Consider the following 14,597-nt stretch of genomic DNA (forward strand, 5'->3'; position numbering starts at 1 on the left):
TTAGATCATCAACCTGTAATTCAAGTATGCTTTAAAAGAATACTAAAATCAATTTTTTAAATCTATCTTTATTTTCTTTTAATTAAAAGTTCTAATTTCTCCCAATTTTATAGAAAATAGTTCTAAATAAAAAACCAGAGATAAATATCTCTGGTTTTTTATTGCACTTCTACTATTTCTTTTGTAAGACATATTTCATACTTTTGATAATAAACATCAAAAGTATGAAATAGAAATATTAAAACTCTATTCGATTTCTTCCGTTATTTTTAGCTCTGTAAAGAAGCTCATCCACACCTTTAACAATATTTTTAATGTCTATATCTTGTGCACTTTCTATTACACCTATACTCAGAGTAATTCGATCTCTGCTTTTTAAATAATCTGCTTCATATTCCATCATAGTCATTCTAAGTCTTTCAGCAGTTTCTAATACCTTTCTCAGCTTTATATTTGGTAGTATAATCAAAAATTCTTCTCCACCCCAGCGGCCAAGATAATCTGAACTTCTTATATTTTTTTCCAATATCTGGGTTACGTCTATAAGTGCTAAATCTCCTATCTGGTGACCATAGGTGTCATTTATTTTTTTAAAATGATCTATATCTGCCAGCAGAACTGAAAAGGGCACCTTAGAATATTGAAATTTTTCTATTTTACTCGTGAGGATTTCTTCTATCTTTCTTCTATTATAGATACCTGTCAATGAATCAGTTACAGCCATCAGCTTAGTTGTTTTAAGAAGACTCTCTCTTTCAGCAGCTGCTTCATCTGCCTGGTCAAACAAATTATTAATAATCATTAATTCCAATAAAAAAGCAAGCAATACTGTCAGCCCTTCACTCAACATCACAAAAAATGTATCCAATATAGGCGTATAAAAATAATTCAATACTGCGCCGCCAGTAATGGCGAAAAATATTCTTAAAATATTAATTATTATAAAAAAAATACAGATATAGCCTACACCTAAAGCATATTTACGTAATTTATAGTATGATTTAAAAAATATCCAATATACAGCATTGCAAAAAAATGGAATAGTAAGTGCTGAAAATAAAATAATTCTAATTGTTACATCTGGACTGATAACTGTATAATAGGCATATATTGTCGTAAATCCTCCTATATAGATATAATATGGTTTTTTATTGACATTTATATCCAGAAAACAAGCCATTCCAAATAAAAAGAAAAATATACCTGAAAACATTAAGAAATTTGGGAGGATTATTGAAATTACAGGATGAAGTGTCTTTGTAAAAACAGCTAATGTTAATCCAATTGATTGAAATATAAAGTCAATTACAAAGAATTTAAGACATTTAAAGGTTCGTCCGTAAGAAATCTACAGCTGAATAATTATTAAGGTACAGATATAGCTGATAAAAATATAATTAGTAATCAGAGTATTCGGGACTATCCAAAAAAGTCTGTAAATAAAATATGAAGAAGTAGTTTCCTGTGGTAATAATATTACTAAAGGAGGCTATTTTTTATGGCAAAAAGAAAACGAAATGATTTATCTGATGGGGAAAAACAAATTATTGCTGGCTTATTGAATGAATATGATATTAAAACTACTGAAGATATTCAGGAAGCTTTGAAAGATCTTTTAGGTGGAACTATTAAAAATATCATGGAAGCTGAAATGGAAGAACATTTAGGTTATGAAAGAGGCCAGAGAAGCGAGTCTTTAAATTCTAGAAGTGGGTATAAAAACAAAAAAGTTCGAGGGCACTATAGTGAGTTGAATTTATCTGTTCCTCAAGATCGTGAAAGCTCTTTTGAACCTAAAATTGTTCCAAAGAGACAAAAAGAAATATCACAAATTGATGAAAAAATCATTGCTATGTATGCGCGTGGCCTTACTACTAATCAAATCTCTGAACAAATTGAAGATATTTATGGGTTTGAAGTTAGTCAAAGTTTTGTTTCTAATGTTACAAACAAAATATTACCTGATATTATGGAATGGCAGAATAGACCCTTGAGTACTCTGTACCCCATTGTTTTTATCGATGCGGTTCACTTCTCTGTTAGAGATGATAAAATTATCAGAAAGTTAGCAGCCTATGTTGTCTTAGGGATAAATCAAGACGGCTATAAAGAGGTTTTAGGGCTATATATTGGACAGAATGAAAGTAGTAAATACTGGTTAGGTATTCTCAATGAGCTTAAAAATCGAGGGGTTAAGGACATCTTGATAATGTGCGCAGATGGACTATCCGGGATAAAAGAAAGCATCTCAGTTGCCTTTCCAGAGACAGAATATCAAAGATGTATTGTGCATCAAGTTAGAAATACTCTTAAATATGTATCGTATAAAGACAGAAAAGAGTACGCGAAAGACCTCAAAGGAATCTATACATCTCCTTCTGAAGAGAGAGGGTATGAATTAATGGTTGAAGTTACAGAGAAGTGGAATAAATCTTATCCTAACTCCATGAAGAGCTGGAACAGCAATTGGGATGTATTAACGCCAATTTTTAAATTTTCTTCAGAAGTAAGAAAGGTAATTTACACTACTAAGCTTAAATAGTACTTACAAGCGCCTGAATCGTCAAAGAAGCGTTTTCCCTTCAGATACTGCTCTACTTAAAGCATTGTATCTAGCAACTCAAATAGCTACTAAAAAATGGGCATTTCCCCTTAGAAATTGGGGCAAGGTCTATGGTGAACTATCAATAATGTATGCTGATAGAGTTCCAGAATAAAGTAAAAAAATATGCCAAGAAGCCTTTTTTTAAAGGCTTGCTTGACATGCTAAAATTTTAAACCTATACTTGAATTAATGAAAACTCATAAATTTTTATCGTATTAAAATTACTAGAGGAACTATTTTTCTATTTGCAGACTTTTCTGGACACCCTCATTTCAACAGAATAGTCTATAACTAGTCTTATACTTTATTTTATTTTATTTCTTCGTCGATTAAATTCTTTAAAGAAAATTTTTTTTTAGGATTTTCTTTATAATATTGAAATTGTAAAGTTATTTAGTCTATCACTAAAATAACCCCTAAACAATGACACTTTTTTAGGTCTAGTCTAGGGGAGCTACTTTTATTAATTTACTAAATTTTTTTAATCCAATAATATCCTTCTTCAGTTATTTCATCTCTAACATATCTTAATCTTTAAAATTTATAATAGATCACTAGCCACTACCAGTATTTTTTTGTCTTCTTGGACAGGTGGATACATCATAAATAATAAAATCATAAATAATACAAACATATATATACCTCCTCTATAATTTTTATAGGATTAGCAACTTATTGATCTTTTTTATTGAGATCACAGCAGTCAAGGTTACCTTCACCAAAAGTATTTTCATTTGAATTTCCTATTTTATCTATTAATTTAGAAAAAAATCCTTTTTTAGCAGAAGTATTTGCAGATTTAGATTTTACACGATTTACTTCCTTTATATCTATTATTTTATATCCTTCACTTTCAACAGCTATTTTTAAAACATCGTCAGAAATATCTCCATCTATAAAAACTTCATTGGTTTCTAATGCTACTTTAACTTCCCCTATCCCCTCTAAATTTTTTAATTTATTTTCAATAATAGCTACACACTGAGTAGACATCATACCTTCAATTAATATTTTTTTCATCTAGGCCCTCCTGTTATTTTAAAAATTATTTAATATCTTTTTTCATTTCATTATATTCTTCCCTGTTCATCTCACCTTTAGAATACCTTCTTTTTAAAATTTTAATTGATTCTTTTTCATGGACCTTAATTTTTTTTAAGATGGTCGATATTATTAGAAGTAGAATTACCCCCATAGCAGCAGCTAACACCATACTGCCAAACATTCCATCCCCAAAAACATTACAACCATATCCATCTCTATACCACAGCATCAAATCATCTCCTAAGTTTTTATCCCGACTCTAAATACCTTCTCCATTGAAAATTTTTAGAATCACCAATATCAGTAAAGTTATTTTAATTATACAAAAACCAATACTCTTTACTGAATCAGTATAAAATAGTTGTGTGAAAACTCTGTGAAGAAATATTAAACGGCTCCACTTAATCCTCGTCCATATTTTTTATTGTGTTGTTTACAGTTTGAACATATTTTTTTATACGGAATCCCTTTTGAATCCACTTCCGTTATAAATTCTTTTTTGCATTTTAAGCATTTTATTTTTTTCTTCTCCAAGAAAATCACCTCTTTTATCATTTTTATTTGAATAATTACAAATTATATCACCGATTCAATAAATTCAAAAGATAACCTAAATTATCTAAATTAATTAAATAAACTAAACTTTTTTTACACTGATTTGGATATCATTAAGCCTGAGATAATTTCTAGTTTTATATTAAAATTTTATTAGAAGTACATTAGAAAATATTTTGATTTTTTAATTTAATATTGTATATATGTAGTATCAAATGGAAATATAAGGGGGGGAGAAGGATTGATGACTAAGACTCCTACTGGTAAATTAGTTAAATCAAAGTGGGTTGATAGTTTAGTTACTACGAAGTCAGATCCATCTAAGAGAAGTGAAGATATCTGGACGTTTAAAATAAAAGATGGAATGAAATTTTCAAATGGAAATCCATTGACTGTTAAAGATGTTAAGTTCACATATGATTTCTATATGGATGAAAAAGCTCTAAATTCTACAGGAGCTACAGATGATCTAAATGAGTTTATGGATAAAGTTGAAGTGAATGAAGCAGCAAATACAATAAAATTCCATCTGAAGAAAGTTATATACATGGTGGATTCCACGTTTGAGTATTTTGTTTTAGATTCAAATACCATCATTAAAAATTCTGAAAAAGAAGGGGTAACTCCCCAGCAATGGGTGAAGGCTAATATGTCTTCTCCAATAGGATATGGTCCTTATAAGATAGACAAATTTGTCCCTTCTCAATATGTAAAGTTATCTATCAACAAAAATTACCAGGGTAACTACGAGGGAGATAAACCTAGCATTAAAGAAATTATATTACAAAATACTCCAACTGAAACTAAGCTTACACAGTTAATTACAGGAGAAATAGATATTGCAACAGGGATATCAAAAGAAGAAGATGTAGACGCTGTTTTAGGTCAAGATACATTACAGACAAACAGATATTATAGACATGGAACCGGTCAGCTTACATTCCATACAGATTTCGGTCCAGTTCAATTAGAGGAAGTCAGAAAGGCTATTGCTTACAGTTTCGACAGAATTAAGTATAAGAACATTATTGTTGGTAAAAATGGGTTAATGGCTAATGCACCGTATTCTAGAAGTATGTGGATGATGTACGATGATGATGAAAAAATAGGAACAGAAAGTAGATTATCAAGAACATATACTGATTATGATATATTAGATACTGACGGTAAGTGGGATGAACAAGCTAATATTAAAGAAGCTCATAAATATTTAGATCAGGCAGCTAATAAAACAAATGGTGAATACGCTAAGTTAACCAAAGTAAGTGGTAAGTATTTATGGGAAGGTAAACCATTAGAGATCAACATGGCTTTAACTGCCGGAGTGGTAGACGCTTATAATCTTATATTCACTAAGGAAGTACAGAAAGAATTTGGAATAAAAATCAATATGGATTCTATGGACTGGTCAGTTCTAGCTAAGTGTCTATATGGCAGCGCTCCATTATCAGAGAGAAGATACCACGTATTTGCTACATCTACAAACTTTGCAACTAAGACAGATTATAATTTTTATAGAAAAAGTTATATAATACCATACGGTAGCGGAGTTACAAGTAATGTAACAAGATTCCCTATAAATGAAGAGATTCTAAATAGGATGAGAATTGCTAATCCATCTACTAAAGAGGGAGACCAGCAGTATAAAAAAGCGTTCAGGGATTATATGAAAGTCATGAATGAAGAAATTCCTTTGTTACCTACATTTTCAAGCTTGTACTTTGATACTTATGCAGATGATATAACTGATTTTGATACTACTCCTATGTGGAGTTTCCCCTATGCTATAGTTAAAGCTAAATTTAAAAGCAATTAATTTTTAAATCGCATAGGACAGATAAAGAGTTTAAACTCTATCTAAATATAACAAAAAAAACACCTTCAAAATTTGAAGGTGTTTTTTACTATCGTCCTAAATCTATTACATTTTGTACAAGAGCTTTGCATCTTTGACAGCCTTTTCCTGCATGAGTCACTTCCTCGATTTTTTCTATTGTATCATCACCGTTTTTAACAGCACTGACAACATCTTCAAGTGATACATTGTTGCATCCGCATACTGACTTTAAGATCTTTTCTATTTCACCTGCACACCCACCGCATTTAGTTGCAGCACCAGTCATTTCTTTTATTTCATCTAAAGTTCGAGCACCTGCAATCATCGCCTTTCTTATTGTTATGTAGTCAACATTTTTGCACTTACAAATAATTATATTTTCAGCCATTTTTCCTCCTCATATCATAATGTTCCTAAGTTAAGGACTTAATTATACCTATATTCACTTTTTTTTACCACGTCATTTGACGTAAAATCTATATCTAAAATAAAAAATAATATTTGAGCTTTATAAAAAAATAAAGGAGCTAAAGGCTCCCTTATCTTTCAATTTTTCTTTTATATTTATCTACTTTATCTTTTTTTCCTATTGATATTTTTTTATTTTCTTTTACTATTACCTCTGCTTTCTGAAGATTTTTAATTATTCTCTGGAAAGTTCTAAGATTTATATTCAGCATCTCTGAAAGTTCTCTTGTTGTTTTATTTATGACCTTATGTTTTTCCATAGTTTTTATAAAAAAACTTTCTTCTGAATATAATGATTTATGAAAAAAATATTCGGAGACTTGAAAATGTTCTTCAGCAAATAAAAATATGAAGTTTTTTAAAGTTTCTTCTTTCCCTTGAAATTTCATATCAAACATTTTTTCAAAAGGAAGGGTAACTATAATCGAATCTTCTCTTGCCACAAGATCAGCTTCAAAACTTCTGTTCATTTTACCTTTAATTTGATGAGAAAGTGTAGCACCAATCCCTGCCAGATCTCCTGGAAAGTAATCTATATAAAATTCTCCTCCTTCTGGACCATATACTACATATTGAACCTTTCCTTTAAGTACATATATGGCTGTCATCTCTTTATCCTGGCTATAATAAATTGTATCTCTTTTTTTCATATTTATAACATCCATAAAAGTTTCAAAGTTAGTATCTATAAGTTTATCCAATCCCAGTTCATGCAATATTTCTGAATTTGTCATCTATCCCACCTCGAAAAAATCATATCATGATCATATCATTTTAATCAAGATCGGTCTTCTAGAAATAAGATTTTCTATATATATTAGAACTTTTAAATTGATAAAATCTGAAGTATAACAGCTACCATTTCTCTTAAATTATTTATATATTATTCTGACATTACATTGAACCTGTAAAAAACATTTATTCATCACCCCTCTTAACCCCTTTATATTCACATTACTCCGTTTTTTAGGAGTATATACTTTTAATTATAGTACTTGTAATTAAAGTAACATAACAATATAATTATTACTATAATCCATGGAATGAGTTAAATAATTTTATACAGGAGGCAATATAATGAGTAAGTTACTTGATTATTTAAATAAAAACAAGGTAGGACAATTAGCAACTTTAAGGGATAGAAAACCAGAACTTAGACCTTTTACATTTGCTTACGAAAAAGAAGGTATATTTTACTTTATTACATCAAATGATAGGAAGGTCTTTAAAGAACTGAAGGAGGAAGGAGTGGCCGGGTTTTCTTCTATGGGAGGAGATTACAAGTATGTTAGGTTAAGTGGAAAGGTTACATTTATAGATGACTTAGAATTGAAGACAGAGGTTCTTAATAATACTCCAACAGGACTTCAACACTATAAGACAGCAGACAATCCTATTATGGAATGTTTCTACATTCATAATGGTGTAGCAACTTTAAACACAGCATTCGGAGAGCTAATTGAAGAAATAAAAATTTAGAAGCACAAACATCTGAATTAATGATAAGAATAGTTATCTTTTATAAGGAGGTCATAAAATGAAAGCAGCAATTGTATATTTTTCAGGTACAGGTAACACATTTAGAGTTGGGGAGGTATTTAAGGCATATTTAGAAACTATCAATTATCAAGTTGATATGATCGATATCGCTAAGTACAAAGAAAAACTTAAGGATTATGATTTATTTATTGCAGGAACACCAAGCTATACTAAAACTTCTTCATATAATATGTATGAATTTATTGAAAAAAATATCAACAAAAATAATAATCCTAAAGCAAATTTCATAACATACGTTACTCAAAGCTGGGGCATAGCATTCGGTCACTTAACTATAAAAGACTTTGTAGAAAAAAAAGGATTTGAGGTTTTAGGAGCAAGAGCATTTTTAGCCCCAAGTAATTTTTATATGTATAATGAAAAAGAACAGCCTAAATCTGACGAAAAAGAAATGCATCAGTTGTATCAGAATATTTATAAAGGTGTTTGGAACTTAATGGACTCTTATGTCAAAGGACATGTTCAAATAGATAAAAGATCAACTTTCCAAAAGATTAAAATGGTTATAGTTTCAAAACTTTTGAAAAAAATATTTATAACCAAATTCTCAAAATCCGCATTAGAAGTGGACAGTGAAAAATGTCGGCGGAAAGAATCATTTTCGTTTTTGAAAATGACAAATATTACTAAAAAATAACTATACCAAAGATACTGTTGAGAATTATTTTTGAGGAATAACAGCATATACATCAATATTTTCTATAAATAAATGCTGAATTACAATGGTAATTTCAAAGTTCCATGGCAAAAAAAAGATCCTAATTTTTTAGGATCTTTTTTTAACTACTGTAGTCTAGACTATTCTGAGTCTCTAAAATTTATAGTTCATATTTAATGATTCCTCATATACTCTTCTATCAGGCTGACCTTCTCCTCCCTACCAGGCAGTAATTTATAGATGTCATACCAGTCGGTCAGTTTAGATAGAGGAACTTTTATATTGTCGATCTCCATAAAATCTCCAATTGAATCTTTGGTGAAATCAAATGAATGGTCTCGGTTATCAAAACAAATACATAGTCCTGCCATAACATCTATCTCTATTCCATCGATAATATATTCATAAAAATATCTGGTTTTATAGATTTTATTGGGAAGCTTTTCCTGTTTTTCGCCTATTTCGGATAAAATATTATCTAATTTATGGATATCTTTTAATTCGACTAAAATATCGATGTCCCCGGGTCCCTGAATTATCCCATAATAATTTAACATTACCGATGCTCCTACAGCCCAGGTAATATTTTGATCATTCAACAGTTCAGCAATTTTTTTCAAAATAAATTTCAATCTATTACTCATTTCCCACCTCTAAATAAAGTTATATAGTAGATTTATTATAACTTTATTCTATTTTAAAATGCAATGAAATAAATAAAAAGTTATAAATTAAAATTTAAAGTGTCCCCGTAAGATAATATGTAAATTGAAACAGTGAGTTGATATTTCACAGTAGTATACCAAATAAAAAGGCTCTCGAAAGAGCCTTAACTTTATTTTTTTATTGCTCTTTAAAATTAAAGTTATAAAAAAATTTAGAACTTAATTGAAATGTATTTATAATTTTTTTATGTAGAATGACTATTCCAGACTATCAACTTATCGTGACTTTTTTTAAACTATAAAAACTTACTATAAGTATTAATAAACTGATCATCCCTAAGGTATGTAATATTTTCTCCAAGGAACCTTCACTAAAACCATCCATTCCAATGATACACCCTGTTAAAAAATTACTATATAAACCTCTCTTTTTTTTCCCAATTTTATTCAATAAATAAAGTATATACGTTCCAAGAGCGATCATTAAAAATGTGACAATATCATAACTTTTAGGAATAATTCCAAATTTTATCCCTTTATATAGTGCAAATATTTTCAATAAAACCAATAATAGTAAAGAACACCAGATCATTTTCTTTTTCATATTTTCTCCTTTTTTAATTAATTTTTAAGTTTTACTCAAGGTTAATATTATCTTTTAATTTTTAAGAAGTCAATTTTTAAATAAAAAAAAATAAGGATCTTACTTTTATCCTTGTAAAAAATAGATTCCTTTATCTCCCTGCCTTTTAAAGATATTAAGATAAAACTTTACTTTTTGTAACGATTATGATACTATTTAATAGTAACAGAGAGTAAGACAAGAGCTTCATTAGTTAAGAAACCCTTGAAATGGGTCAGAGTTATATGAATTTTCAAGAAAAACTTATCTGTATTAAAATTTTACGGAGGAATATATATATGTTAAAAGGAACAGTTAAATGGTTTAACGACGAGAAAGGATTTGGATTTATTTCAGCAGAAGACGGGAACGATTACTTCGCACATTTTTCACAGATCAAAAAAGAAGGATTTAAAACTTTAAACGAGGGAGCGGAAGTAACTTTCGAAATTACTCAAAGTGATAAAGGCCCTCAAGCTTCAAACATAGAAACTGTATAATTATGTAAAATTTTAAATATTAAAAGAGGTTGAAGTTTCAACCTCTTTTTTATTTGCTGTTTTTAGATATTAAATGCTACTCTTCAACCCAATATTCCATTTTGTTCATAGTATTAGCGCAAATTACCCTACCTGGATTTTGCTTGATTTCTTCCATTGACATTAACGGCATATACATCCACGCATCATAGTGTTCTTCCGGGATATCATAAGTTGGTTTATACCCTATCTCTTTTATGGCATTTTTTATAAATCCGTATCTAGGGTAAAAATCTAAATGTCCTAAAACAAAAACAATATCTGTTTTTAGTTCTTTTAATCTTTTTATCCCTTCATCTATAAGTTTTCCGCCAATTCCTAATTTTTGGTATTCCTTAATAATTCCCATAGGTGCCAGAATATAAGTCGATAAGTTATTTTTATCATTCTCTATTTTAGATTTTGAAAAAATTATATGCCCAACAGGTTTCTCATCAACAAATGCAAGCAATGATATTATAGGTTTTGCAGTTTCATCCTCTAAAAGGTCGGTAACTAAAGTTACTATCTCCTCTTCCCCATAATTCTCAAATGCATCTCTATTAACCTTTATTATATCCTCATAATCAAATTTAGTTGTTTCTCTAATTTCTATATTCAATTTAGTTCTCCTTTAATTCTTATTTTTATCTGTTTCTTTCTCCAAAATTACTTCTTAATACAAACATAGTTCCACTCCTTGAATTCACCAAGTCCCTTAAAATATAGTCAGACCCTGTAATTCTTACGATTTATTTAAAGTACTCTATAAAGCTACTTTATAGGGACATAATAACATAGTTATGTCAAAAAATAAATTACTTTTTTCCTGTTAAAACTGCATCTAAATTTTACTCTCTAGAACCCTAAAATATAGAGTATAGATCCCACTATTAAAGCTGGAATCACATTATAAAATGTAGTTATAATGGCAGATTTCCGGTCGATAGCCAATAATGGAAAAAGTGCATCCCCATCATTACATATGGCATTGGCCATAAGAGCAGAAAATGGTATAACTCCGTTTATAAAAAGTGTCGTTAATATAACCTGTGGACCGCATCCTGGAATTATACCTATGAGAACAGCTGCAAGGATAACTATAAAACCTGGCTGGCTCATAAAATTGGTAACAACAGTTTCCCCTCCTACAGATGCAACCAAAACTTCATAGGAAAAAAGGGCTATAAATACCCACATAATAACAAAAGCTGTTTCTTCTGCATTGTGTATAAGTGTTTCTTTGAAAGAATTCATCTTACTCTCTACTTCAGCATGATTTTCATCGGATATGATTTTTTTACTGATAATAGTATAGATCACTGAGAATATAGTCCCTATAAAACCTAAAACACTTAAATCCTTTATAAAAAAAATGGTATCTACATCTTTTTGCAATAGGTTTAAAACTGCCAGGGGAAATGAAAAAATAATTAAAGTCCAAAAGATTTTATATCCCAGAGTATGTCTGAATTTATGAAAGGTTCCTTCCATACTCTTCCCGTGATGAAGAGCTATATCTACAGCATCTCCCTCTTCATGGCCCAGATGTTTGAATGTATAAATTTTATTTTCTGCATTTAATTCAAATTCTGTCGGTTCCTTTCTAAACATCTTATGTTCTTTTTCCAGTTCATATTTTGTCTTGGGTTTTTTAAGTATATTTTTCCCTATCCCAAAATAATCAATAATATAACCTGTTACTATAGCCACTATAAATGAAATTATAGATACAGCAGCAAATATTTTAGGAGACTTTACCAACAATAAAAAAGCTGCATCTCCCATTGTAGCTATAAGGGTCGCCACTATAGTTCCAAAAGTTACCTTTCCTAAGTGGTAGAGAGGCATGACCATTATAGCTCCTCCACACCCTGGTGTCATCCCCAGAAAAGCTCCTAAAAGTACCTGAACTTTTTTATTTTTTTCCATTTTATCGATGAGTCTGCCCTCGGTTTTGAAATTAATATAGCCTAAAATTAACAGAGGTATTGCTACAAATGTCCCAACCTCTATAAATGAACCTACTGCTGTTTCATAAAATATATTTTTTATATTCATAATTTTACTCCTTTTTTTATTTATTAATATCTTTAAAAGATATTGCTCAACATAGATTACCACTTTTGAAAAATATTGTAAATATTTTTCTTTCCAATTATTTGATCCTCAAATTAATTTGTTTTTTTAAAATAAAAATCTACTATTCCTTACATTAAATTTTATTGCTTTTTATTGATATTGTGGTATATATGATACTAACTTAAAATAGGAACTTATTTTATTAAAACCAAAATCAAAATAATACTAGGAGAAATTATGTACTCACTATTAAAAAAATCAAAGCTGAGATGGAGCCAATCTTTATTTTTTACGATCATTGAGGCTTTATCTTATATGATCATCCCATTAGTTCAAAAAAATATATTAGATGACATTGTAAATAAAGATTATTCTAAAATAAACAGGTTAATACTCTATATGTTAGGTCTATATTTTTTACACTATGTATTCCAAATAATAAGGTCTTATTACGATGCTTCACTTTCTACAACTATTAAAACAGAATTTCAAAAAGATGTTTATAATAAAATGTTAAATTCCAACCTGTCAAATATAACAAAAAATAAAGTAGGAAAACTGATGACAATTATGGAGAGTGACATCACCACAGTGTCTACATTTCTAAGTTCTACTTTAAAATTATTCACTTATAATATAATAATAATAATATTTCTATTGATAACAATGTTTAAACTCTCTGTGGAAATAACCGGTATAATAGTTTTTTTATTTTTATTGATCTATTACTTTAATACTTTTCATAACAAAAAATATAAAAAATATAAAGTTCAAATTTTAAAAAATAAAGAAAGATTTATGGAATTATTAAATCAATCGATATTATCATTAAAGTTAATAAAATCTAATAACTTAAAAAAATATTTTTCAAAAAAATTAATAGATATAACAGAAGCAGAAAAAGAAATAAATGTTAAATCAATCGTGTTTTCAAATCTATTAGGAGCATTGACTAAATACACCTTAACAGGTGGAAGAGTAGTCATATTTTTTATAGGTATTTTAGAAATTAAATCTGGAAAATTAACAATTGGAAGTTTATTAGCTCTCCTCAGTTATTATGAATTTATGTATAACCCTGTATTGCAATTTCGAAAATTTTTAGAAGATCGAGTAAAAACAGAAGAATCCTATAAAAGAATAGAGGATATATTCATTAAAGATAAAAATTACTTTAGATCTATTGAAACTTTGGAGATGTTTAGATCTTTAGAATTTAAAAAAATTAATTTTTCATACGGCACTAAAATTGTATATAAAGATTTTTCCTATAAAATAAATCATGGTGACAAGATAGCTATTGTAGGAGGAAATGGAAGAGGCAAAAGTACCCTGATTAATATTATTACAGGAATAGAAAAAATAGACTTAGGAGAGATCCTCTTAAACAACAGGAATTTTTATGACATAAATATAGAAGATTATAGAGATAAAATTTCAATCCTTTTCCAAGAGAATAATTTATTTGATTTTAGTATAGAGGAAAATTTAAGATTAGGAAATGATGATGTAGATATTAATGATATAATAGACATCTGTAAAAAATTAAATATTCATAATTTAATTTCTTCTCTCCCTATGGGTTATCAGACTAGATTAAGCCATCTAGGTTCTAATTTTTCAGGGGGCGAAAAGAGAAAGATGCTTTTAGCCAGAACATTTTTAAAAAATTCTGATGTTTATATCTTTGATGAGCTAACGAGTAATTTAGATGAAGAATCACAAATAAGGATATTAGATTTAGTATTAGATTTATTTAAAGATAAAACTATATTATTTATTACCCATAGTAAATATGAGATCTCAAAATTTGATAAAGTTCTTAACCTAAACAAGTATTCTAATTTAGAATAATAAAAATGAGGTATTTCGTTAAAAATCCCATTTTTTTTATTAAAATATTAATATAATTCTTTAGTGATTTACCAGATACTTCAAAAAAAAACCAGGGTAAAAAAGATATATATATCTTTTTTACCCTGG

General features: G+C 28.8%; 14 protein-coding genes and 1 pseudogene. 6 read left to right on the forward strand and 9 right to left on the reverse strand.

The window, feature by feature from the left end; genetic code table 11:
• Window positions 1-238 precede the first annotated feature (238 nt).
• Window positions 239-1,213: a GGDEF domain-containing protein gene (locus tag NRK67_13655; GenBank protein ID UUV18326.1), complete on the reverse strand. Its 975-nt coding sequence runs from the start codon at window positions 1,211-1,213 to the stop codon at window positions 239-241.
• A gap of 285 nt (window positions 1,214-1,498) precedes the next feature.
• Here NRK67_13655 and NRK67_13660 point away from each other — a divergent pair.
• A pseudogene (locus tag NRK67_13660) lies at window positions 1,499-2,717 on the forward strand (IS256 family transposase).
• Between the two features lie 560 nt (window positions 2,718-3,277).
• Here the strand turns inward: NRK67_13660 and NRK67_13665 are convergent.
• Both NRK67_13665 and NRK67_13670 read right to left on the reverse strand, forming a co-directional pair.
• Entirely contained in the window at window positions 3,278-3,625 is a 348-nt protein-coding gene (locus NRK67_13665; protein UUV18327.1) for a heavy-metal-associated domain-containing protein, read from the reverse strand.
• A gap of 25 nt (window positions 3,626-3,650) precedes the next feature.
• Window positions 3,651-3,878 (reverse strand): SHOCT domain-containing protein, encoded by a 228-nt coding sequence (locus NRK67_13670; protein ID UUV18328.1) that lies wholly within the window; start codon window positions 3,876-3,878, stop codon window positions 3,651-3,653.
• Window positions 3,879-4,448: 570 nt separating this feature from the next.
• Here NRK67_13670 and NRK67_13675 point away from each other — a divergent pair.
• Window positions 4,449-6,020, forward strand: coding sequence for an ABC transporter substrate-binding protein (locus NRK67_13675; protein ID UUV19942.1), 1,572 nt, complete (start codon window positions 4,449-4,451; stop codon window positions 6,018-6,020).
• 88 nt (window positions 6,021-6,108) lie between these two features.
• On the opposite strand, the gene NRK67_13680 is transcribed toward NRK67_13675, so the two are convergent.
• Both NRK67_13680 and NRK67_13685 read right to left on the reverse strand, forming a co-directional pair.
• Window positions 6,109-6,429: a (2Fe-2S)-binding protein gene (locus tag NRK67_13680; protein UUV18329.1), complete on the reverse strand. Its 321-nt coding sequence runs from the start codon at window positions 6,427-6,429 to the stop codon at window positions 6,109-6,111.
• A gap of 151 nt (window positions 6,430-6,580) precedes the next feature.
• A complete protein-coding gene (locus NRK67_13685) occupies window positions 6,581-7,243 on the reverse strand; it encodes a Crp/Fnr family transcriptional regulator (GenBank protein UUV18330.1) in 663 nt (220 codons plus the stop codon).
• A 343-nt stretch (window positions 7,244-7,586) separates the two neighbouring features.
• On the opposite strand from NRK67_13685, the gene NRK67_13690 reads away from it, so the two are divergent.
• Window positions 7,587-7,988: a pyridoxamine 5'-phosphate oxidase family protein gene (locus tag NRK67_13690; protein UUV18331.1), complete on the forward strand. Its 402-nt coding sequence runs from the start codon at window positions 7,587-7,589 to the stop codon at window positions 7,986-7,988.
• A gap of 58 nt (window positions 7,989-8,046) precedes the next feature.
• The gene (locus tag NRK67_13695; protein UUV18332.1) at window positions 8,047-8,706 is read left to right on the forward strand and encodes a hypothetical protein; all 660 of its coding nucleotides are present in this window, start codon (window positions 8,047-8,049) and stop codon (window positions 8,704-8,706) included.
• 194 nt (window positions 8,707-8,900) lie between these two features.
• Here NRK67_13695 and NRK67_13700 read toward each other — a convergent pair whose 3' ends face one another.
• Together NRK67_13700 and NRK67_13705 are read right to left on the reverse strand one after the other, a co-directional pair.
• Complete coding sequence (locus NRK67_13700; GenBank protein UUV18333.1) at window positions 8,901-9,371, reverse strand: nucleotidyltransferase family protein; 471 nt, start codon at window positions 9,369-9,371, stop codon at window positions 8,901-8,903.
• Between the two features lie 292 nt (window positions 9,372-9,663).
• Window positions 9,664-9,996 (reverse strand): hypothetical protein, encoded by a 333-nt coding sequence (locus NRK67_13705; protein ID UUV18334.1) that lies wholly within the window; start codon window positions 9,994-9,996, stop codon window positions 9,664-9,666.
• A 317-nt stretch (window positions 9,997-10,313) separates the two neighbouring features.
• On the opposite strand from NRK67_13705, the gene NRK67_13710 reads away from it, so the two are divergent.
• A complete protein-coding gene (locus NRK67_13710) occupies window positions 10,314-10,514 on the forward strand; it encodes a cold-shock protein (protein ID UUV18335.1) in 201 nt (66 codons plus the stop codon).
• Between the two features lie 76 nt (window positions 10,515-10,590).
• On the opposite strand, the gene NRK67_13715 is transcribed toward NRK67_13710, so the two are convergent.
• Both NRK67_13715 and NRK67_13720 read right to left on the reverse strand, forming a co-directional pair.
• Entirely contained in the window at window positions 10,591-11,154 is a 564-nt protein-coding gene (locus NRK67_13715; protein ID UUV18336.1) for an N-acetyltransferase, read from the reverse strand.
• Between the two features lie 236 nt (window positions 11,155-11,390).
• Window positions 11,391-12,593 (reverse strand): putative manganese transporter, encoded by a 1,203-nt coding sequence (locus NRK67_13720; GenBank protein UUV18337.1) that lies wholly within the window; start codon window positions 12,591-12,593, stop codon window positions 11,391-11,393.
• A 258-nt stretch (window positions 12,594-12,851) separates the two neighbouring features.
• Here NRK67_13720 and NRK67_13725 point away from each other — a divergent pair, with 258 nt between their 5' ends.
• Window positions 12,852-14,468 (forward strand): ABC transporter ATP-binding protein/permease, encoded by a 1,617-nt coding sequence (locus NRK67_13725; protein UUV18338.1) that lies wholly within the window; start codon window positions 12,852-12,854, stop codon window positions 14,466-14,468.
• Window positions 14,469-14,597: the final 129 nt, after the last annotated feature.

The sequence above is a fragment of the Fusobacteria bacterium ZRK30 genome (genome assembly GCA_024628785.1).
Classification (GTDB): domain Bacteria; phylum Fusobacteriota; class Fusobacteriia; order Fusobacteriales; family Fusobacteriaceae; genus Psychrilyobacter.